The organism is Flagellimonas beolgyonensis (assembly GCF_003992615.1).
Lineage (GTDB): Bacteria > Bacteroidota > Bacteroidia > Flavobacteriales > Flavobacteriaceae > Flagellimonas > Flagellimonas beolgyonensis.
Genome location: NZ_RZMY01000006.1, coordinates 527,107 through 547,161 on the forward strand (window position 1 = coordinate 527,107; position 20,055 = coordinate 547,161).

At 42.5% G+C, this 20,055-nt stretch carries 22 protein-coding genes and 1 other RNA gene; 9 read left to right on the forward strand and 14 right to left on the reverse strand.

The features are described from left to right. Positions 1–51 precede the first annotated feature (51 nt). The 4 genes from EO131_RS05920 to EO131_RS05935 are packed head-to-tail and all read right to left on the reverse strand — an operon-like array spanning position 52 to position 3,539. A complete protein-coding gene (locus EO131_RS05920; protein ID WP_127019853.1) occupies positions 52–771 on the reverse strand; it encodes an HAD family hydrolase in 720 nt (239 codons plus the stop codon). Continuing rightward, complete coding sequence (gene kdsB, locus EO131_RS05925; protein WP_206512848.1) at positions 762–1,475, reverse strand: 3-deoxy-manno-octulosonate cytidylyltransferase; 714 nt, start codon at positions 1,473–1,475, stop codon at positions 762–764. The genes EO131_RS05920 and kdsB overlap by 10 nt, the downstream gene beginning before the upstream one ends. 36 nt (positions 1,476–1,511) lie before the next feature. Beyond that, on the reverse strand, positions 1,512–2,075 hold the full coding sequence (locus EO131_RS05930) for a DUF4126 domain-containing protein (protein WP_164731631.1): 564 nt from the start codon (positions 2,073–2,075) through the stop codon (positions 1,512–1,514). A gap of 30 nt (positions 2,076–2,105) precedes the next feature. Next, a complete protein-coding gene (locus tag EO131_RS05935; RefSeq protein ID WP_127019859.1) occupies positions 2,106–3,539 on the reverse strand; it encodes an ATP-dependent DNA helicase in 1,434 nt (477 codons plus the stop codon). Between the two features lie 108 nt (positions 3,540–3,647). Here EO131_RS05935 and EO131_RS05940 point away from each other — a divergent pair, with 108 nt between their 5' ends. From EO131_RS05940 to EO131_RS05950, 3 genes are read left to right on the forward strand one after another with little or no spacing between them, the layout of a single operon-like run. Then, complete coding sequence (locus EO131_RS05940; protein WP_127019861.1) at positions 3,648–4,382, forward strand: hypothetical protein; 735 nt, start codon at positions 3,648–3,650, stop codon at positions 4,380–4,382. After that, positions 4,363–5,196 (forward strand): DUF3822 family protein, encoded by an 834-nt coding sequence (locus EO131_RS05945; protein ID WP_127019863.1) that lies wholly within the window; start codon positions 4,363–4,365, stop codon positions 5,194–5,196. The genes EO131_RS05940 and EO131_RS05945 overlap by 20 nt, the downstream gene beginning before the upstream one ends. Further along, entirely contained in the window at positions 5,197–5,736 is a 540-nt protein-coding gene (locus EO131_RS05950) for an RsmD family RNA methyltransferase (RefSeq protein ID WP_127019865.1), read from the forward strand. Here EO131_RS05950 and rnpB read toward each other — a convergent pair. After that, positions 5,732–6,034, reverse strand: an RNA gene (gene rnpB / locus EO131_RS05955) — RNase P RNA component class A. The two genes, EO131_RS05950 and rnpB, sit on opposite strands and share 5 nt — an antisense overlap. 101 nt (positions 6,035–6,135) lie before the next feature. Between rnpB and EO131_RS05960 the strand changes: the two genes are divergently transcribed. After that, a complete protein-coding gene (locus EO131_RS05960) occupies positions 6,136–7,899 on the forward strand; it encodes a DNA polymerase III subunit gamma/tau (protein WP_127019867.1) in 1,764 nt (587 codons plus the stop codon). Positions 7,900–7,952: 53 nt separating this feature from the next. After that, positions 7,953–8,534 (forward strand): MiaE family protein, encoded by a 582-nt coding sequence (locus EO131_RS05965; RefSeq protein WP_127019869.1) that lies wholly within the window; start codon positions 7,953–7,955, stop codon positions 8,532–8,534. 31 nt (positions 8,535–8,565) lie between these two features. On the opposite strand, the gene ppk1 is transcribed toward EO131_RS05965, so the two are convergent. The 7 genes from ppk1 to pyrR form a co-directional block, all read right to left on the reverse strand. Further along, complete coding sequence (gene ppk1 / locus EO131_RS05970) at positions 8,566–10,641, reverse strand: polyphosphate kinase 1 (protein WP_127019871.1); 2,076 nt, start codon at positions 10,639–10,641, stop codon at positions 8,566–8,568. Next, positions 10,642–11,130 (reverse strand): SixA phosphatase family protein, encoded by a 489-nt coding sequence (locus EO131_RS05975; protein WP_127019873.1) that lies wholly within the window; start codon positions 11,128–11,130, stop codon positions 10,642–10,644. Between the two features lie 10 nt (positions 11,131–11,140). Continuing rightward, positions 11,141–11,788 carry a pyridoxamine 5'-phosphate oxidase gene (pdxH, locus tag EO131_RS05980; RefSeq protein WP_127019875.1) on the reverse strand — a complete coding sequence of 216 codons (648 nt, stop codon included), beginning with the start codon at positions 11,786–11,788 and terminating at the stop codon, positions 11,141–11,143. 76 nt (positions 11,789–11,864) lie between these two features. After that, a complete protein-coding gene (locus tag EO131_RS05985; RefSeq protein ID WP_127019877.1) occupies positions 11,865–12,770 on the reverse strand; it encodes a ribonuclease Z in 906 nt (301 codons plus the stop codon). A gap of 219 nt (positions 12,771–12,989) precedes the next feature. Then, entirely contained in the window at positions 12,990–13,322 is a 333-nt protein-coding gene (locus EO131_RS05990; protein WP_127019879.1) for a ribonuclease Z, read from the reverse strand. Positions 13,323–13,326: 4 nt separating this feature from the next. Beyond that, complete coding sequence (locus EO131_RS05995; RefSeq protein WP_127019881.1) at positions 13,327–14,250, reverse strand: aspartate carbamoyltransferase catalytic subunit; 924 nt, start codon at positions 14,248–14,250, stop codon at positions 13,327–13,329. 6 nt (positions 14,251–14,256) lie between these two features. Further along, on the reverse strand, positions 14,257–14,793 hold the full coding sequence (gene pyrR, locus EO131_RS06000) for a bifunctional pyr operon transcriptional regulator/uracil phosphoribosyltransferase PyrR (protein WP_127019883.1): 537 nt from the start codon (positions 14,791–14,793) through the stop codon (positions 14,257–14,259). Between the two features lie 181 nt (positions 14,794–14,974). Here pyrR and EO131_RS06005 point away from each other — a divergent pair, with 181 nt between their 5' ends. Then, a complete protein-coding gene (locus tag EO131_RS06005; protein ID WP_127019885.1) occupies positions 14,975–15,469 on the forward strand; it encodes a hypothetical protein in 495 nt (164 codons plus the stop codon). A 66-nt stretch (positions 15,470–15,535) separates the two neighbouring features. Here EO131_RS06005 and rpsA read toward each other — a convergent pair whose 3' ends face one another. Further along, positions 15,536–17,368, reverse strand: coding sequence for a 30S ribosomal protein S1 (rpsA, locus tag EO131_RS06010; protein ID WP_127019887.1), 1,833 nt, complete (start codon positions 17,366–17,368; stop codon positions 15,536–15,538). A 255-nt stretch (positions 17,369–17,623) separates the two neighbouring features. Here rpsA and EO131_RS06015 point away from each other — a divergent pair, with 255 nt between their 5' ends. The 3 genes from EO131_RS06015 (at position 17,624) to EO131_RS06025 (ending at position 19,045) form a co-directional block, all read left to right on the forward strand. Continuing rightward, complete coding sequence (locus EO131_RS06015; RefSeq protein WP_127019889.1) at positions 17,624–18,004, forward strand: LysM peptidoglycan-binding domain-containing protein; 381 nt, start codon at positions 17,624–17,626, stop codon at positions 18,002–18,004. A gap of 236 nt (positions 18,005–18,240) precedes the next feature. After that, positions 18,241–18,555: an ArsR/SmtB family transcription factor gene (locus EO131_RS06020; RefSeq protein WP_127019891.1), complete on the forward strand. Its 315-nt coding sequence runs from the start codon at positions 18,241–18,243 to the stop codon at positions 18,553–18,555. Between the two features lies 1 nt (position 18,556). Then, on the forward strand, positions 18,557–19,045 hold the full coding sequence (locus tag EO131_RS06025; protein WP_127019893.1) for an SRPBCC family protein: 489 nt from the start codon (positions 18,557–18,559) through the stop codon (positions 19,043–19,045). A gap of 7 nt (positions 19,046–19,052) precedes the next feature. On the opposite strand, the gene EO131_RS06030 is transcribed toward EO131_RS06025, so the two are convergent. Beyond that, positions 19,053–20,012, reverse strand: a complete 960-nt coding sequence (locus EO131_RS06030) for a helix-turn-helix domain-containing protein (protein WP_127019895.1) — start codon at positions 20,010–20,012, stop codon at positions 19,053–19,055. Between the last annotated feature and the right edge of the window lie 43 nt (positions 20,013–20,055).

Here is a 20,055-nt window from a genome sequence, read left to right on the forward strand (position 1 = left end):
AAATTACGGTATCTTGTTTTAGTCTGCGGGATTGTTTTTTTGTTTCTCAAATTACTTGCTGTCTTCATTAATTATCAAATACTTCAAAATATCCTTGAGGCTGTTCAGTTTTAAATGGTCGTTCACCAGTTCGTCCTCTTCCACCATCTCATGGGCCCATGTGGTATGGAAAGGAACATGAACTGCTTTTGCGCCAATGTTCAAAATAGGCAATACATCCGATTTTAACGAATTCCCGATCATCAAGAATTCCTTTACATCGATGTTCAAATGTTCCAAGAGATTGCTATAATTTGTTTCTTTTTTATCGCTCAATACTTCCACGTGGTGGAAATATTTGGATAGGCCCGACCGTTCCAATTTTCGTTCCTGATCCAACAGATCGCCCTTGGTCAATACAATCAATCGATACCTGCCCACCAATTTGGAAAGCACTTCTTCCACCCCATCCAACAGTTCCACCGGATGGGCTATCATTTGCTTGCCCAAAGTAAGGATTTCGGTAATGGTCTCCTGCGGGACTTGGTTGTTGGAAAGGTCCAATGCGGATTCAATCATGGAGAGCATAAAACCTTTTATGCCATAACCATATAGATCGAGGTTATCCATCTCCATTTTGAAGAGCTCTTGGTCCACCTTGTTCTTAGTCTCGTAATCTTCCAACAGTTCGGCAAACTTTTCCTCCGTTTCCCGAAAATAGGTTTCGTTTACCCAAAGGGTATCGTCGGCATCAAAACCAATGACCTTTATGTTCGAGAAATCTACTTCCATACCTTTCTTGCGCGATCTAAGTCCTCCGGCGTATCAATTTCTATACCTGTTACATGGGTTTCCACCATTTTTATCTTTTTGCCATATTCCAAAAATCGTATGGCTTCAATTTTTTCCTTGGCCTCCAAGGTCAACATGGGCAATCGTTTAAAATCCATTAGTGCCCGTTTTCGAAAGGCATAGATGCCTTTGTGCTTATAATAGGTTGCCTCCACTTCCTCGTCCCTTGGATAGGGAATGGGCGAACGTGAGAAATACAAGGCAAAGTTTTGGTTGTCCACGATTACCTTTACTGTATTTGGATTGGCAATTTCCTCCCATTCGGAAATGGGCGTCATTAAGGAGGCCAAATCAATTTCCCTTTCCGTATCCGCTTTAAATACATCAATGATCTTTTCAAGGCTCACCGCATCTATAAAAGGTTCGTCGCCCTGCACATTGATCACAATGTCGACCTCCATATCCTCCACTGCCTCCGCAATACGATCGCTGCCGCTTTCGTGTTTTTGTTTGCTCATGATTACCTTGCCGCCAATTGCACTGATAACTTCTGAGATAACCTCACTGTCGGTCACTACATAAACTTCATCAAATAATTGTGTGTTCACCGCTGCTTCATAGGTTCTTACAATAACAGGTTTGCCGCCAAGGTCCTGCATTAATTTGGCGGGGAACCTAGAGGCTTGATACCGTGCGGGAATCATGGAAATTATCTTCACTATTAGTTTGAATTGATTAGGTTATCGTTTTGGACGTAGTTTTCTATAAATGCTAAATATGACCAACAGTATAATGATGACCAATATCGCTGCAATGGGCGGCACTAGGATTGATGCAGTGCTCACCACCACCGCTGTACCGGTCTCCAATGTGGACACAATGGGATTGGCAAGGCCTCCCGTGGTTGCCGAGGAAGTCAATCTTCCCGTCGCATTGGCCCCTTTAATGGCTGTTGCCGTACCACCACCTGCAATAATCGCCAAAGACCATGTTACCACCGGATCCAAATTGGTGATTGTGGATACCATAACGGCAGTACCTGCAATACCGGCCAATGGCAAGGCCAGTCCATCCAGGACATTGTCCACCCAAGGGATAAAATAGGCGAAAATTTCCACCACAGTGGCCACACCAAAGGTGATGAGCGCCGTCAAACTTCCTATCCATTGCCAGGATTCATTCAGTTCCCATACCCCAAAATAAGCTGCCAAACTTAGGGCAAACAAGGGGAGGAATATGCGGAAACCTACCGAAGCGGCAAGCCCGATTCCCAAAAAAATACTGATTATGGTGTTAGGTTCAATGTTCATGGTTAGGTCTAATTTAGGGTATTCCTAATCAAGAAAAAAATCATCTTTAAATCCAATGAGATAGAGTTGATTCTTTGCCCTTGTGATTGCAGTATAAAGCCAGCGCAAATAATCCTTATCCACCCCGTTTGGCAAATAAGGCTGTTCCACGAACACGGTATCCCATTGGCCTCCTTGGGACTTATGACAAGTAATGGCATAAGAAAACTTGACCTGCAGGGCATTGAAGAATCGATTGTTCTTCACACCGAGAAACTTTTTATACTTGGATTTTTCGTGGTCATAATCCTTTAATACTTCTTGGTACAGCCGATTGCCATCCTCATACGATAAGGAAGGTGTCTCAGCATTTATGGTATCCAACAATAGAACAGTTTCAAAAGGTCTTTGATTCGGATAATCCACCATTTTAACCTTCACTTCCGCGAAGGTAAAGCCGTACAACTCCTTTATCGCGAACAGTTCCAATACCTCAATGATATCCCCATTGGCAATGAAACCGGCCTCGGAATTCGGCTTGAGCCAAAAATAATTGTTCTTCACTACCATCATGTAATCGCCTACTGCCAATTCACTTTCCAAGAACAAGATCCGCTCCCTTATATTCTGATTGTAGAGGTTGGCCCTTTTGTTCGATCGCACTATAATGGCCGTCTCCTCTTTTCCATTTTGGCTGTAGGAGGAATCGATGGCCTCCTGGATCTCGGTACCATCGATCAATCGGACAATGTCCTTATAATGGTCCAGCTCAAATTTGAAGCCATCATAATATTGGGATTGCAATTGCTCCCTGAGGTTGGTGGCATTGTGCAGTATTCCGGAATCCTCGGTCTGTCGCATTACCTCGTCCAATTCCAGGCACTCCACTTCCTTATCGTAATTCAAGGCCAAACGATCTTCGTCCAATGCAGGACTCAATTCCAATTTTACAGGTGGCAATTGGGCCGTATCCCCGATCAAGATCAACTTGCATTTATGGCCGGAGTGCACATACTGCATGAGGTCGTCCAACAACGAACCGTTTTCGAACAACTTGGAATCGGAAGGGGTATCGGGTATCATCGACGCCTCGTCCACTATAAATACGGTATTCCGGTGTTTATTGGGCGCCAAAACAAACTGGACCCCTCCTCCACTTTGTTTTTTGGGAAAATATATTTTCTTATGGATGGTAAAGGCTTGGTTTCCGGAATACACGGACATCACCTTTGCTGCGCGTCCAGTAGGTGCCATGAGCACGGCACTCATCTTCACTTTCCAGAGGCTGCTCACCAATGTGGCCACCAAAGTTGTCTTTCCGGTACCGGCAAATCCTTTCAATAAAAATACCTCCCCGTCCCTTCCGTCCAAAACAAAACGAGCCATTTTTTCCAAGGCCATGCTTTGCTTTTCCGTAGGTAAATGGGGAAACTTTTCGTTTAAAATCCGTAAAAATCCTGCTGCAGTAAAATCGTCCATGGGCTTCTAAAGATAGCATGGTTTTTTAAAGCAAAAAGTTTCCTGATTAAAAAAAAATTGTAGATTTGTCAGTAACCACTAAATTAACTTTGAAAGACTATATCAGATATGTTAAACTTAATTCTTATTGTTGTTCTAATATGCCTTGTTACCGTAGGGCTTGTGTTCTTGATTGACAGATTTTTACCTCAAAAGGTTAAGCCATTTTTGGTGATTCTCTTTGGACTAGTGAGCATTTTCCTCGGTTACAAAATATATGAATCCATCAATGCCCCCATCGAATTCAACAAGGTAAGAAAAGAAAGATTTTCCCAAGTTATCGCTAAATTGAAGGATATCAGGGATGCCGAAGAAGCTTACAAAACAGTGAATGGAAAATACGCCGGAAATTTTGAAAGCTTGATTCAATTTATTGATACTGGCAGCTACACCATCACCACCCAAAAAGATTCCTCTTTCATGCGATTTGACAGGGCTTATGGTATTGATATGCAACAGGATACTGTAATCATTGATACTTTGGGAACTGTTAAAGTTAAGGACTCACTATTCAAAAACAGTGACCGTTACAAAACCATGATGAATGTTCCTTATGCCCAAAACAACGAAAAGTTTGAGCTGAAGGCGGACATCATCGATAAGAGTGGTTACAAGGCTCCGGTATTCGAAGCCAAAGTGAAAAAAGACGTTGTCCTTTATGACCAACCCAAAGATTTGGTCGACAGGGAAAAGGCACATCAAAGTGTAGAGGAAGTAAATGGAGATGAAATAAAAGTTGGTTCGTTGACCGATGTGAGTACAAACGGTAACTGGCCTCCTATCTATGATAGAAAAGACAACTAATATAGACCGTACAGAACCGAATAACACCTATAGAAAACTGTCCATTCAAGCTGGCTTGAATGGACTTTCTTTTTGTGTTCTGGATACGATTACCAACAAGATTCTGGCCTTTGAGCGGGAAACCTTCAAAACAACCTCCACCCCCTATCTGTTGTTAAAGGAACTAAAGTCCAAGCTCAACCAAAAAGGGGATATCGGTAAAAATTTTTCCGAGGTGCTGGTCATCCATAAGAACAATATGTTCAGCTTGGTACCCAAAACCCTTTTCAACAAGGAAGAGCTTCCCAATTATTTGAAGTTCAATGCCAAAATCATGGCAAACGATCTCATTGCCTATGATGAGATTCCCAACCAGGACATCGTAAACGTCTATATTCCCTACACCAACATCAACAACTACATTTTTGAACTTTTTGGAGAATTCGAGTTCAAACACAGTGGAACGGTGTTGATCCAAAGTCTTATGAGCCAAAACCGGCCAACGGCTGAACCCGTTTGCTATGTGCAGGTGTCCGAAAGGGAAATGGAAATGATGGTGGTATCGGAAAAGCAATTGATATTCTACAACCAGTTTGAATACGCAACCAAGGAAGACTTTTTGTATTATTTGCTGTTTAGTCTGGAGCAAACGCAAATGAGCACCGAAAAAATACAATTAAAACTTTTTGGCGCCATAGAGGAAGGTGACCCCATATTTGAACTCTGCCACACTTACATTAAAAATGTTTCGGTGTTTATCCCCAATAGTACCTCCATCCCACTGGAAAATTTTGAGGACGAGAGCATTGATTTTTCTATTTTAAGTTCGTTATAGGTGCGCATCATTTCGGGAAAATATAAAGGGAAACGCTTGGTTGCCCCCAAGAAATTACCGGTAAGGCCTACTACGGACATGGCCAAGGAAGGCCTTTTCAACATCTTGAACAATCGGTTTTATTTTGATGAGCTGAAAGTACTCGACCTGTTTGCGGGCACAGGAAACATTTCTTTTGAATTCGCTTCCCGAGGAGTCCAAGACATAACTGCGGTGGACAGTTTCCTAGGTTGCGTCCACTACATTTCCAAAATTTCCACGGAACTGGATTTTCCCATCACTACCATTAAATCTGATGTTTTTAAATATTTGGAGCGGACCACGGAACAATTTGACCTCATTTTCGCAGATCCACCCTATAATTTTGACCAAACCCAATTTTTGAAAATTCCTGACTTGGTTTTTACAAAGGAATTGCTGCGGGAAGATGGTTTGTTGGTAGTGGAACATTCCGACCAAACAAACTTATCGGAACATCCCCACTTTACGGAACAGCGAAAATATGGGGGAAGTATTTTCAGTTTTTTTGAATTGAAATAAAAGCAGGCCATAAGCCGGATTCTGTATATCCTTATCATTTATCTAGGCCTTTGGTTGCCCAAAGACTCGAACCGCCTACCCTCCAGCTCGGGCGTGCTACCCTCAAACACTGGTTTACATGGCGTTTCACCGCATAGAGTTTACCTGATTTCACTACAGCCGAACTGTACTTGCTTTCTGTTGCACTGGTCCTCGCCTTGCGGCGGACGGGCGTTACCCGCTATGCCGCACTATGGTGTCCGGACTTTCCTCTTCAAACCCGGTTGCCCGGGCTTGCAGCGATAAGGTGGCCTGCTGGGCACAAAGGTACTCCAATTGTTAATAAAAAAAAGCCATCAATGTTACATAGGGGTGCCATTGCCCGTAGCTATTTTTATATTTGTACAAATCAATATGGCATTGGAACCTTTTGTAGTATCGGCACGAAAATACCGTCCCCAAACATTTAAGGATGTTGTGGGCCAAGGTGCCATTACCAATACCCTTTTAAATGCCATAGAAAACAACCACTTGGCCCAAGCCTTATTGTTCTGTGGGCCACGTGGCGTGGGTAAAACCACTTGTGCACGCATCCTGGCCAAACAGATCAACCAAGACGGTACCGAAAGGGAGGATGAAGACTTTGCCTTCAATATTTTTGAATTGGATGCGGCTTCCAACAATTCCGTGGACGATATCCGAAATTTGATCGACCAAGTCCGGATTCCGCCTCAAGTGGGAAAATACAAGGTCTATATTATCGACGAGGTGCATATGTTGTCCCAGTCGGCCTTTAATGCGTTCTTGAAGACGCTGGAAGAGCCGCCAAAACATGCCATTTTTATTTTGGCTACAACAGAAAAACACAAGATCATTCCCACCATACTTTCACGCTGCCAGATTTTTGATTTTAAGCGGATCACCGTTAAGGATGCCACCGAGTATCTTAAATATATTGCCGAGCAGCAAGGCATCAATGCCGAAGAAAGTGCCTTGCACATCATTGCACAAAAGGCCGATGGCGCGATGCGCGATGCATTGTCCATTTTTGATCGGGTAGTGAGTTTTTCGGGCAAGGAATTGACACGAAAGTCGGTCACCGAAAATCTGAACGTGCTCGATTACGACATTTATTTTTCGGCTACCGATTTAATTCTGGAAAACAACATTCCCGAATTGTTGCTGCTTTTCAACAAAACTTTGTCGCTGGGCTTTGATGGCCATCATTTCATTACCGGTCTGGCTTCCCATTTTAGGGATTTGATGGTATGTCAGCACCCAGATACATTGAATCTATTGGAAGTAGGCGAAGACGTAAAGACCCACTATCAGCAGCAAGCACAAAAAGCCTCCAAGGAATTTTTATTGAAGGCTCTGGAAATGGCCAATACCTGTGACCTGCAATACAAGGCCAGCAAAAACCAACGACTGCTTGTAGAACTTACCTTAATGAAATTAGCCTCCATCACTTTTGATGGAGAAAAAAAAAACACTGATTTCATAATTCCCGCCTCCTTTTTTGGAAGCAAAACAATTCAAAAAAATGGGAACCAACCCAACGAATCCAACGGTTCAGCAGCTATTGCCACTCAACCGTCCCCTGCTCCCGTAGCAATCCAAAAAGAAGCGGAACAAACAGTTGCAGCACCTGCACAGGAAGTTTTGGTCAGTGAACCCAAAGAACCCTACAAGCCAATCAAAAAGATTCAGATCAAGTCTCCAGAAAAACGGGTGTCGGGCCTATCCCTTTCCAGCATTAAGGTAAAAAAGGAGCATGAAAACATTAAAGCTCCAGAAATTGCCGAAGAAGATCTTCCTCAGGATGCTTTCTCCGAAGAAACCATGCAACAACACTGGAACGATTTTGTGGACGAATTGGAAAAACAAGGACGAAAGATCTTGGCCAGTAACCTGCAGACCGATGTGCCCAAACTCAAAAATGAAAACACCATTTGGATCGAGCTGCCCAATGGCACCATGAAGAAGGAGATTGAGCGTGAACAAAGCTTGATGCTGGATTATCTGAAGCAAAAACTCAACAATTACTCCATTACCCTTCATATTACCGTAAATGAAGAAGTGGCCAAAAAGTTTGCCTTCACCCCTGCGGAGAAATACGAAAAGTTGAAGGAAAAAAATCCCGCCATCGACCTACTGCGCAAAGAGTTCGATCTGGATTTTTAAGACAATTCGCTTCACCCTATCTTTGTGGTCCATAAATTCTAATTAACAATTCCATGCTAGGGCTTAAGTTACCGACCGACCCACGTTGGGTAAACATCGTTGAAAAAAACATTGAAGAAATCCTGACCGATCACGCCTATTGTGAGCAAAAAGCTGCCAGTACTGCCATTTCGTTGATCATCGGTTTCCCTGAAAAGTCGGAATTGGTAAAGGAAATGACCGCTTTGGCCCGAGAGGAAATGGGGCATTTTAATATGGTGCACGACAAGATCCTTCAGCGAGGATGGACTTTGGGGCGTGAGCGCAAGGACGAATATGTGATCGAGTTGATGAAATTTTTCCCAAAAGGTGGAAGCCGGGAGACCCACTTGGTACATAAACTATTGTATGCCGCTTTGATCGAAGCCCGGAGTTGTGAACGTTTTCGATTGCTCTCCGAAGAAATGGAGGATGAGGAGCTTTCCGAATTCTACCGAAACCTTATGGTGAGCGAAGCCAACCATTACACCATGTTCCTAAAATTTGCCCGTAAATATGGCAACAAAGAAGAAGTGGACCAAAAATGGCAGGCACTCTTGGAATACGAAGCCGAGCTCATGAAGAATCTGGGTAAAAAAGAAACCATGCACGGTTGATCACAACCGCATGCTCCTTTAAAACAAAACGTTAGGATTCCAGCTTGTCTTGATAGTAGTAATACATCTCAAATTGGGACCTACACTCCTCTTCACCTTGTTTTCTTTTGCGGTACGCATTGTCCTGCTTTGCTGAAAACACCCGTGCCTTAAGGTTGTCTTTCCATGAGATATTGAAAGTATCCAATAGTTCCCGACGGATATCGGGGTCATAGATGGGGCATCCCACCTCTACCCTAAAATCGAGGTTTCGGGTCATCCAGTCGGCAGAGGAAATGTAAATCTTTGGATCACCGCCGTTACCAAAAATGAACAATCGGGGATGTTCCAAAAACTTGTCCACAATACTAATGGCCTCAATGTTCTCGCTCATTCCCGGAACACCAGGAATCAAACAGCAGATACCACGAACTATCATTTGGATCCTTACTCCAGCCCTACTCGCTTCATAAAGTTTATCCACCATCTGGTACGAAGTAAGGCTATTCATTTTGATCTTGATATACGCTTCCTTGCCGTGTTTGGCGTTCAAAATCTCCCTATCTATCAACTTTATAAAGGTTGATTTGGTGTAATGGGGCGACACGATGAGATGTTTGTATTTATTGATCATGTAGTTGGTCTCGAAGAAATCGAACACCTTGCTCATATCCTTCAAAATGCCTTCATGGGCCGTAAAAAGGGTATAATCGGTATAGATTTTGGCCGTGGACTCGTTAAAGTTGCCGGTACTGATAAATCCATATCGTTTGATGCCTAAACCTTCTTCCCGTTCCACCATGCAAATCTTACTGTGCACCTTCAGGCCAGGGACACCAAAAATCAATTTTACCCCCTCATTTTGTAGGTAGTTGGCATATTCAATGTTGTTCTGCTCATCGAATCGGGCCTGCAACTCAATCTGAACGGTTACCTGTTTCCCGTTTTTTACGGCATTCACCAAAGCCGAAGCAATTTGGCTATCACTGGCCAAACGGTAAATGGTGATCTTGATGGACCGCACTTGTGGATCTAGGGCGGCTTCCCTTAAAAACTTGGTCACATAGCTAAAGGTGTGGTATGGGGCATAGATCATGTAGTCCTTATGGGCAATAATGTCGAGCAAACTCCCCTTCATACTGAGACCTTTTACAGGTAGGGGCTCAATCTTCTCGTACATCAAATCGTGTCTGCCCAAACTTGGGAAGCCCATATAGTCCCGTCTATTATGGTAACGTCCACCAGGAATCACACTATCGGTGTCCATGATGTCCATCTTTTCCTTGAGAAATTGGAGGGTATCCTTATCGATTTTCTTATCGTACACGAACCGTACCGGATCACTGATCTTACGGTGCTCCACACTGTGTGAAATCTTCTCGATAAAACTTTTGCTCAAATCGTTGTCGATATCGAGTTCGGCATCGCGTGTAATCTTAATCATGTGGGCAGAGATGGACTCGAATTCGAACATGGTGAACACGCTGTCCAGGCAAAACCGGATCAAATCGTCCAACATGATGATGTAATCCTTATCACCTTCCTTTGGTAAGACCACAAAACGGTCAATTCCCTTGGGAATCTCAATTAGGGCGTACCTATTATGATTTCCTTGGCCCGACCCATTTTTCATGACAATTTTAACGGCCAAATAGGCAGCAGTATCCTTCAACAGTGGAAACTCGGTAAGATCGTTCAGGATGATGGTCATCAACTCCTGGTTCACCTTTTTGAAAAAATAATCCCTGATGAACTCAGCCTGACTTTCAGTTACCTCATTTTCCTTGATGATGAAGATATTTTCTTCGCGCAGCTCCTTTTCAATCCCCTTGAATATTTCCAAGCTTCTTGCTTGTTGGGCAATCACAATTTTGGTGATTTCTTCCAACAGGTCCTTTGCCCGTTCGCCTCCCAAAACGCTTTTCCCAGTTTTTCCTGCATCCACAATACGTTTGACCGTGGCATACCTCACCTTAAAAAATTCATCAAGGTTGTTACTGAAAATTCCTAAAAATCGGAGCCGGTCAATCAGTGGCACTTTTTTGTCGTTACTCTCTTGCAGTACCCTGGCATTAAATTGCAACCAGCTGATTTCCCTATTTATATATTCGTTTTTTGCTTTAACCATTTATTTTTTCAAGTGTTTTGGAAAGACCATTTGTTTCGTAGTGCCCTTCTTTACATCGGACCATGAGTCCACACCAAATGTAATATGGACGAGTCCTGCCGTGGGAACGTTTTCAATATACTGATCTCCCCAAGTATTTGCAAGAGAAGTAAAGGCATAATTATGGCCAAAAATAGCGACCACATCCCACTTATCATCCAAACCTTCCACAAATCGTTGTACACTTTGTCCCGAAAAATCATAAAGGGCTTCGTTCACTCGAAATTGGGCAAGGTCAAAATGCAGGTTTCTAAGAAAAATCATGCCGGTATGCAATGCCCTATTGGCGGGACTGGCGAATGCAAAATCTATTTCCGGAGCATGTAAGCCAAACGTTTTAGACACCAAATGGGCATCGTTTACGCCCCGTTCTTGTAGCGGTCTATCTTTATCGGAAACATCATACTCCCATGATGATTTTCCATGCCGCATTAGAATCAATTGTTTCATCTGTGTGGGTTTAAGGTGCCAAACGCTCTATTTTCCAATCAAAGTCCTCTTGCAGGGTATAGCGAATACGGTCGTGAAGTCGGTTGGGCCTTCCCTGCCAAAATTCCAAGGAAATCGGTCGTACCAAAAATCCACCCCAATAATCGGGTCGTTCAATGGATTTTCCCTCATAGGTCTTTTCCAATTTTTTAAGCTCTTGTTCCAATAATTCCCTAGAAGGTATCACCTCGCTTTGGTTGGACACGATGGCCCCTAATTGGCTGCCCACCGGTCTGGATTCAAAGTAGCCATCGGAAAGGTTTTCCGCCAATTTTTCGGCCTTTCCTTTTATGATGACCTGCCGTTCCATGTTGGGCCAAAAAAAAGAAAGACAAACAGAGGGGTTGTTCGCTATGGCCTTACCCTTTTCACTTTGGTAATTGGTATAGAATATAAACCCTTCAAAAGTGAATTTTTTCATCAAGACCACGCGGTTCTTCGGAAATCCATCCAAACCAATGGTAGCAATGGTCATGGCATTGGGCTCATCTACCCCTTCGGATGCCTCTACCTCATAAAACCATTTTTGGAATTGTTCCATCGGATTTTCCTTGATGGAGTCCTCCATCAACTCACTTTTTTCGTACGATTTTCGGTAATTGCCCAGGTCTTTTTGCATACGGTGAAGTTCGTCAAATTTCAAATCTCTTCAAAGTTTGACCGACTTAAAAGTTGGCTAAAATTAGGAAAGGTTGTTAGAACTGGAACGTTTTACCATCATCCGCCAATTCCACATTTTGAAAAACCTCCATGGCCTCCTTCCCAAAAAGTTCAATGGATTTGTAACGCGTGGAATAATGGCCGAGAATCAATTGCTTGGCATGGGCCAACTTGGCAATCTGGGCCGCCTGTTTCGCCGTGGAGTGTTTTGTTTTTTCACACAGATGGCTTTCCGAATCCAAAAAGGTGGATTCGTGATAGAGCACATCTACATCTTTAATAAAGGGCACAACGGTTTCCCGATAAACCGTATCACTGCAAAAAGCATAACTTTTAGGCGGATCAGGGTCAAAAGTGAGTTTTTTATTGGGGACGGTATTGCCATTTTTGTCCAAACCATCCATCCCTTTTTTAATGTTGTTAAACTGGCTCTTATCAATACCGAAACTTTTGGCGGCCTCAACATTCAGTGTTCTTGGCGCTTCCTTTTCCTGAAACAAAAAACCGTTGGTATACACTCGATGATCTAAGGGAATGGTCTGTACACTGATTTTATCATCCTCAAAAAGAAGATGCTGTCCCTTTTCTTCCAACTCGTGGAAAATCAACGGATAATTGGTCCAAGAATCTCCAAGCTTCAAGAACAAGGTAATGGCCTCCTTAATGCCTTTGGGGCCATAAATGTGGAGTTCCTTTTCCCGGCCCAATAACCGAAAAGTGGAGATAAGACCCGGCAATCCGAAAAAGTGGTCACCGTGCAAATGGGAAATAAAGATGTGGTTGATCCGGGAGAATTTGATCCTGTATTTTCTGAGCTGTACTTGGGTTCCCTCGCCACAATCTATCAAGAACATATGGTTCTGGATATCCAGTACCTGTGAAGTTGGGTTGGTAAACGTTCTGGGTGTTGCCGCATAGCAACCTAGTATTGTTAATTTCACAAATGGTAAATTAAAAATGGGAAGTTACTAATTGAAAATGGAAAAGGTGTGATTGGATTGATGGATTATTGGATGGTTCGATGTCAAGGTCTGAATCAAAGACTGCAACAGTGTCATTTCGACAGAGTGAAGGATGAGCGACGAGAAATCTCTATAGTAGATAAGGGTTTGGATGATGCATTATTGGATATCCGAGGTCTAAAGTCAGAGGTCCGAAAACTAGATTCCCAGATCGCGTTCCATTTCCTCCATTTCGATTAGATCTTTGGCCTCTTGCAAGGTTGGCACCACACTGATCTCATCGGGTACTTCATCATAATTGACCTTATCGGTGACCAATACAAAGGATTGACCTGCCGCCTTGTGGGCATTGGAAATATCCAAAAATTCCAGAATATCGTTCGCCGTCAGTTTGTTGAAAGAAAATAGGTTGATGACAATATTGTCGTGTTTGATTTTGGGATAGGCATTGTTCAAATTTTCCATGAAAATGGACAACGTGGTCTTTTCCTGGAAAACAATAGTGGTAGTTCCTTCTTTGTCGAAAATCATGTTTCTAAAGTTTAGAAGCCAAAAGATACAAAACGGCCATACGGATTGCCACTCCATTTTCCACTTGGTGCAGAATTATGGATTGATCGGAATCCGCTACATCACTTGTAATCTCTACTCCACGGTTGATAGGCCCAGGGTGCATGATCACAATCTGTTTGTCCAAGCTGTCCAACAGCTTTTTGTTCACCCCAAATTGTTGGGTGTATTCCCTTGTGGAGGGAAAGTAACTGATATCCATACGCTCGTTCTGTACGCGGAGCATATTGGCCACATCGCACCATTCCAGTGCTTTGCGCAGGTTGGTCTCGACCCCAACTCCCAATGATTCTATATGTTTTGGAATCAGCGTTTTGGGGCCACATACCTTAACATTGGCGCCTTGTAGCTTAAGGGCAAAAATATTGGATAGCGCTACCCTGGAATGCAGGATATCGCCCACAATCACAATGTTCTTACCGCCCACATCGCCCAATTTTTCGCGGATGGAAAAGGAATCGAGCAACGCTTGGGTCGGGTGCTCGTGTGCACCGTCCCCTGCATTTACGATGGCTGCCTTAACGTGTTTTGAAAGAAATATGCCCGCCCCGGGATTCGGGTGTCGCATCACCACCATATCCACTTTCATGGACAGGATGTTGTTTACCGTATCGATCAGAGTCTCCCCCTTTTTAACCGAAGATTGCCCTGCTGAAAAATTCACCACATCGGCAGACAACCGCTTTTCGGCCAGTTCAAAAGAAAGCCTGGTTCGGGTACTGTTCTCAAAAAATATATTGGCAATGGTAATGTCCCGAAGCGTGGGTACTTTTTTAATGGAACGGTTGATGACTTCCTTAAAGTGGTCGGCGGTTTCAAAAATGAGCTGTATATCTTTTTTGTTCAGATACTTGATTCCCAACAAGTGATTTACACTCAATTCGCTCATTTTCTTCTATTTGCTGATTAAATACACAATATCCTCTCCGTCGTTTTCCTCCCACATCACCTTCACCTTCTCATCGTTAATGGCATCCACCTGCCTTCCCCTATAATTGGGCTGGATGGGCAAATGCCTGCTGAACCTTCTATCGATCAAGGTCAACAATTCGATGCTTTTGGGCCGTCCAAAGGATTGAATGGCCGTTAATGCCGCCCGTATGCTTCGTCCGGTGTAGAGCACATCATCAATGAACACTACTTTTTTGTCCTCCACCAAAAAATCCATTTTGGTGGTGTTGGCCTTTAAAATTTCACCTCGACCGAAATCGTCACGAAAAAAGGTGATATCCAAAAAACCCAGTGAAATGTCCTTGATTTTATATTCCTGTTTCAGGATTTTGGCCAATCGTTCTGCCAAATAGGTACCCCTGGGCTGTATCCCGATCAATGCGGTATCCTTAAAATCCAGATGGTTTTCCAATAGCTGACAGGCCAGCCGGTGCAGTATGATGTTAATTTCTTTGGAAGTAAGCAGTACTTTTTGGCTCATAGGTTGTGCGACCGACTCAGTTGAATACAAAAGTATTAATTAATAATCAAAGTTAAATCAATATCCCCTCAGATCAAATCCAAAGTTGAAGCTGAACATTTAAAAATTATTTTTTATACTATTTTATTTTATTTTTTGTAAGATTTTATTTACTTTAAAACAAACATTAAAATCATTAATTATGAAAAAAGCAGTTTTAGTAGTATGTGCAGTGGCCATTGGATTATTGGCCCTAAGTTTCGAGAATCCCAAAAATGAGTATCCCAGTTATTTATCTGATGAATTGATTGCCTTCTTTGAAAGTGAATATGTTACAACCATTGAAAATGAATCACTCAATTCATTATTGGAAAAGAATTTCTCTCCATTATTTGACGATGTGGACTATGTTCACGCACAAGAAAATGAAGAGTACGGCCACTATTACATTGTATACGCCAAAAAGAATGGAGAACCTGTCATTGAATTATTAAAAGTAAACGAATCTGATATTGCCAATGAAACGTATTCGTACATTGACTTTTCCAATATTGAAGTTAATAGTGCAACAACCTACTGTAGACAAAGTTTCAGTACCTATCCCGGAACTTGTCCGGCTGAATGCAAGTTTTATACAAACGGATGTTTAGGAATGTCTTGTGCTGTATATATAAATGGAAATTGTGTGATTCAATAACCAAGAATAAAAACAAAAAAAGCCCCGACTGTTACCAGCGGGGCTTTTGTTTTTAGGAAATCCTGATTACTTTTTCTTGGAATCAGCTTCCATTTTATCCTTCAATGCTTGCAATTGTGCATTGGCATCACCAAGGGTCGGTGCAGCTTCGTCTGTTGAAGCAGCTCTTTTCTTGGCAGCTTTTACATTGCGGTCTTCTTGCTCCCTAAAGATAGCCGTGTGGCTGGCGACCACACGCTTGAAATCTTTGTTGAACTCGATGATCTTAAATTCGGCCTCTTCACCTTTCACCAATTTCTTACCGTCTTCTTTCTCCATGTGTCTTGAAGGTACAAACCCAACGATGTCCTCGTTGAAGTTAATGGTAGCACCTTTGTCAACTACTTCAGCAATTGCGGCAGTGTGAACGGTTCCTTCACCAAATTCCTCTTCGTATTTGTCCCAAGGATTCTCAGTGGTCTGTTTGTGGCCCAAGCTTAACTTGCGACCTTCCACATCCAATTCCAATACTTCCACCTCCAAAGTGTCACCAACGGCAACAAACTCGGATGGATGCTTGATTTTCTTGGTCCAGGATAGATCGGAGATATAGATCAAACCGTCGATTCCTTCTTCCAACTCTACGAATACACCGAAGTTGGTGAAGTTTCTAACGATTCCTTTGTGGCGTGAACCAACAGGGTATTTGGAAGTGATATCGGTCCATGGGTCTGGAGTCAATTGCTTAATGCCCAAAGACATTTTGCGCTCTTCCCTGTCCAAGGTCAATACAACTGCTTCCACTTCGTCACCTACGTTTACGAAATCCTGGGCAGACCTCAAGTGGGTAGACCAAGACATTTCAGAAACGTGGATCAAACCTTCCACACCGTCGGCCACTTCGATAAAGGCACCGTAATCGGCGATAACCACTACTTTACCTTTTACCTTGTCACCAACTTTGATTTCATCCCCAAGGGCATCCCATGGGTGTTTCTCCAATTGTTTAAGACCCAATTGGATTCTAGATTTGTTATCATCAAAGTCAAGGATAACCACGTTCAATTTCTGATCCAACTCAACAACCTCGTTGGGGTGGTTGATACGGCTCCAGGAAAGGTCGGTAATGTGGATCAATCCGTCCACACCGCCAAGGTCGATGAACACTCCGTAAGAAGTGATGTTTTTCACCACACCTTCCAATACCTGTCCTTTTTCCAATTGACCGATGATCTCTTTCTTTTGTTCTTCGATATCGGCTTCGATCAAGGCTTTGTGGGAAACCACAACGTTCTTGAACTCGTGGTTGATTTTCACCACTTTGAACTCCATGGTCTTACCAACATACTGATCGTAATCACGGATAGGTTTCACGTCGATCTGGGAACCTGGCAAGAACGCCTCGATTCCAAACACATCCACGATCATTCCACCTTTGGTACGACATTTTACGAATCCAGTTACAATCTCTTCCTTATCGTGGGCAGCATTCACACGATCCCAAGCTTTAATGGTCCTAGCTTTTCTGTGGGACAATACCAACTGACCGGTCTTGTCTTCACGGATATCGATAAGTACCTCAACTTTGTCACCTACCTTAAGGTCTGGGTTGTAACGAAACTCGTTCAACGAGATTACACCTTCAGACTTTGCATTGATGTCGATGATTGCCTCACGGTCTGTCATGTGAACAACAGTACCTTCAACAACCTCCTCATCGGCGGTGTCCACGAAATTTTCCTCTACCAAGTTCTCGAATTCCTTAAGCTTGCTGTCGTCAACACGCTCAATTCCTTCTTCGTACTTTTCCCAATCAAAATTTTCAAGAAATTCCTGTGGATCTTGCTGGGGTTGTGTTTCTTTTACTTCTGGTGCTGCGGCAGTTTCTGCTACCTCAGCGGTTGTTTTTTCTTCAGCCATGTGCTGATATAAAATTTGTATTCCACGTTTTACAAGAGTTGAACAATTACCGTGAAAGTGGTTTTTACATTTGTTTTCTTTTCCCTTTCCTCTTGCTTCCTTGTTAAAAAGGTGTGCAAAAATACAATTAATTTATTGATTCACAAAGCCTAAATACCAAGGATGGGGCAAAAAAACAATTCCCACAATTTAATAGCAATTTCGGGGCATATTGGCTATCTTGAAGCCTCTAATTGTTAACTATAAATTATTATCATGAGCGTAAAAGCAAAGTATCAACCCGTACTGGACCTAGGTGAAAAATTGGCCGTAAAAAACGGCGATGTAACCGAAGAAAATGGCGTTTTGAAAATAAAGGGGATGACCAAAACCCAATATGAAAAAAACCTGTTGTGGGACAAGATCAAGGAAATCGGTGGGGAACATCCGTCCGATATTAAAGCCAACATTACTGTGGAGGACGACTCCGTGTATGCCCGACATACCGTAAAAAGTGGGGAATCGTTGAGCAAGATCGCGAAGCATTATTACGGCGATCCGATGAAATACAAGCAGATTTTTGAAGCGAACACGAATATTTTGAAGAACCCGGATCTAATCCATCCCGATCAAGTATTGGTGATTCCGAATTTGTAGTAAATTTTTTCAGTTCGAGCGCAGTCGAGAACTTATTTACATCTCGACTGCGCTCGATGTGACACTTCAAACAACATAAGGCGCCCGAGGGCGTCTTTTTTTTTGATGGTTTCCTCATCCGTTTCAAGTGACAAGGGAATCCAAATAGTCAAAATCTAAAAAAATTCCATCAGAATATTTGCGAAACCAAATAGTTGCATTTATATTTGCAACCAAACGGTTTCATAAAAAATAACATGAGAAGGGATATTTTTCAAGCTATTGCCGACCCCACCCGAAGGGCCATCATTGCCTTGATTGCCGTTCAGTCCATGACGCCCAATGCCATTGCGGAAAATTTCAATACCTCTCGTCAATCGATTTCAAAACATCTGCGCATCCTCTCCGAATGTGAACTGATCAATCAAGAACAACAGGGACGAGAAATTTACTATTCACTCAAAATCGAGAAGATGAAGGAAATTGATGACTGGTTGGAACAATACAGAAACATTTGGGAAACTCGATTCAATCAACTAGAAAATATACTATCAAGATTAAAAAAGGAATAAGATGAAAGACCACTTGCTATTTGACTTTAAGATTGACAAAGCAACCAAAACTGTATTTGTAGATAAAGAATTTGCAGCTGAACATGCCCTGGTATGGGATGCCTTTACCAAACAAGAAATCCTTGATCAGTGGTGGGCTCCCCTACCCTATAAATCTGTAACAAAGCATATGGATTTCCGTGTTGGAGGTCGACGATTTTATGCCATGGTAGGGCCGGAAGGGCAGGAACATTGGTCCATCCAAAAATATATGTCCATCACACCCAAAACCAATTTTAAAATGATGAGTGCTTTTTCGGACAAGGATGAAAACCCCGAACTTCCTGGATCTGATTGGGATTTGTCTTTCTCCTACCTAAATGGAAAGACCAAAGTTAGTATCTCTATAAAAAATGATTCTCTTGAACGGATGGAAAGGATGATTGAAATGGGCTTTCAGGAAGGATTCACGGCAACATTGAATTTTTTAGAGGTATTGCTGAGTAATTAATACCATTTCAATGTCTTAAGCTCTGTTTTCTAAACTCCGAAGGTGTTATGCCCTCAAATTTCTTAAAGGCGCTGTTGAAGGAAGACAAACTGCTAAAACCGGAATCAAAAGCAATGGAAGCAATGGTATACTTGTCGTTGGCCGCTTTGGAAAGCAGCTTTTTGGATTCTTGGATTCGATAATAATTGATAAAATCGTTGAAATTTCGTTTTACATATTGGTTGATGACCGCAGATGTTTTCTGGGTGCTCTGTCCAATCAAATCACTTAGCCTTGATAGTGAGATATCGGATTCCAGGTATATTTTTTCATCCTGCACCAATTTGGCTATCCGATCAAACAGCAGGGCGTTGTCATTTACTTGGAACACCCTTCCGTCCAACTCCAAAACTTTAAGTTGAAATGCCTTAAAACTTAAAAAGTAAATCACAACAGAATAGACAATCGGACCTATCACATAGGGTACTGCTCCTTCCAAGATGTTCAAAACGTAGGAAATCCAAATGACCCCAAAACCCAAGAGCATCATATGCAACCAATCGAACAGGGCTTTTTGGGATTTGGTCAAATCCTCCTTTTGATATTCCTTTTGTTTGCTCTTGACGATCCACCACGATAAAAAGATATAAAAGGCCAAATGCATGTATATAAAAAGCAGTATGCTCGCAAAAACAATGATCACTGTGGTGTCCCTGGTTTCAAACCATTCCTTTGAGATAAAAAGGCTGGACAAAAATATCAACCCGAACGGCACCAATTCTAATAGAAACTTTTTGTGGAAGGCGGGTTCTGGCCTGGTCATGCCCAACACATACCATCGCAATAAGGGACCAATCAACAACAGGAAGGCCAATCCTGCAAAAATGAACAACGGCTCCAGGCCATCACCAAAATAGAGCATGACCGACTTCCCGATGCGAAATGCCATAAAAACCAAAATGAGTCCCAATATAAAATTGGTCCTCATTTTCTTCTTTTTAAAAAAGCACAAATACAGGGCTAAAAATATC

Bases quoted from the DNA above. Each gene is read 5' to 3' on its own strand.
- kdsB (WP_206512848.1), bottom strand. From the start codon at position 1,475: ATGATTCCCGCACGGTATCAAGCCTCTAGGTTCCCCGCCAAATTAATG.
- EO131_RS05920 (WP_127019853.1), bottom strand. From the start codon at position 771: ATGGAAGTAGATTTCTCGAACATAAAGGTCATTGGTTTTGATGCCGAC.
- EO131_RS06015 (WP_127019889.1), top strand. From the start codon at position 17,624: ATGAGCGTAAAAGCAAAGTATCAACCCGTACTGGACCTAGGTGAAAAA.
- EO131_RS05940 (WP_127019861.1), top strand. From the start codon at position 3,648: ATGTTAAACTTAATTCTTATTGTTGTTCTAATATGCCTTGTTACCGTA.
- rpsA (WP_127019887.1), bottom strand. From the start codon at position 17,368: ATGGCTGAAGAAAAAACAACCGCTGAGGTAGCAGAAACTGCCGCAGCA.
- pyrR (WP_127019883.1), bottom strand. From the start codon at position 14,793: ATGAGCCAAAAAGTACTGCTTACTTCCAAAGAAATTAACATCATACTG.
- EO131_RS06020 (WP_127019891.1), top strand. From the start codon at position 18,241: ATGAGAAGGGATATTTTTCAAGCTATTGCCGACCCCACCCGAAGGGCC.
- EO131_RS05975 (WP_127019873.1), bottom strand. From the start codon at position 11,130: ATGAAACAATTGATTCTAATGCGGCATGGAAAATCATCATGGGAGTAT.
- EO131_RS05990 (WP_127019879.1), bottom strand. From the start codon at position 13,322: ATGATTTTCGACAAAGAAGGAACTACCACTATTGTTTTCCAGGAAAAG.
- pdxH (WP_127019875.1), bottom strand. From the start codon at position 11,788: ATGCAAAAAGACCTGGGCAATTACCGAAAATCGTACGAAAAAAGTGAG.
- EO131_RS05935 (WP_127019859.1), bottom strand. From the start codon at position 3,539: ATGGACGATTTTACTGCAGCAGGATTTTTACGGATTTTAAACGAAAAG.
- EO131_RS06025 (WP_127019893.1), top strand. From the start codon at position 18,557: ATGAAAGACCACTTGCTATTTGACTTTAAGATTGACAAAGCAACCAAA.
- EO131_RS06005 (WP_127019885.1), top strand. From the start codon at position 14,975: ATGAAAAAAGCAGTTTTAGTAGTATGTGCAGTGGCCATTGGATTATTG.
- EO131_RS05945 (WP_127019863.1), top strand. From the start codon at position 4,363: ATGATAGAAAAGACAACTAATATAGACCGTACAGAACCGAATAACACC.
- ppk1 (WP_127019871.1), bottom strand. From the start codon at position 10,641: ATGGTTAAAGCAAAAAACGAATATATAAATAGGGAAATCAGCTGGTTG.
- EO131_RS05965 (WP_127019869.1), top strand. From the start codon at position 7,953: ATGCTAGGGCTTAAGTTACCGACCGACCCACGTTGGGTAAACATCGTT.
- EO131_RS06030 (WP_127019895.1), bottom strand. From the start codon at position 20,012: ATGAGGACCAATTTTATATTGGGACTCATTTTGGTTTTTATGGCATTT.
- EO131_RS05995 (WP_127019881.1), bottom strand. From the start codon at position 14,250: ATGAGCGAATTGAGTGTAAATCACTTGTTGGGAATCAAGTATCTGAAC.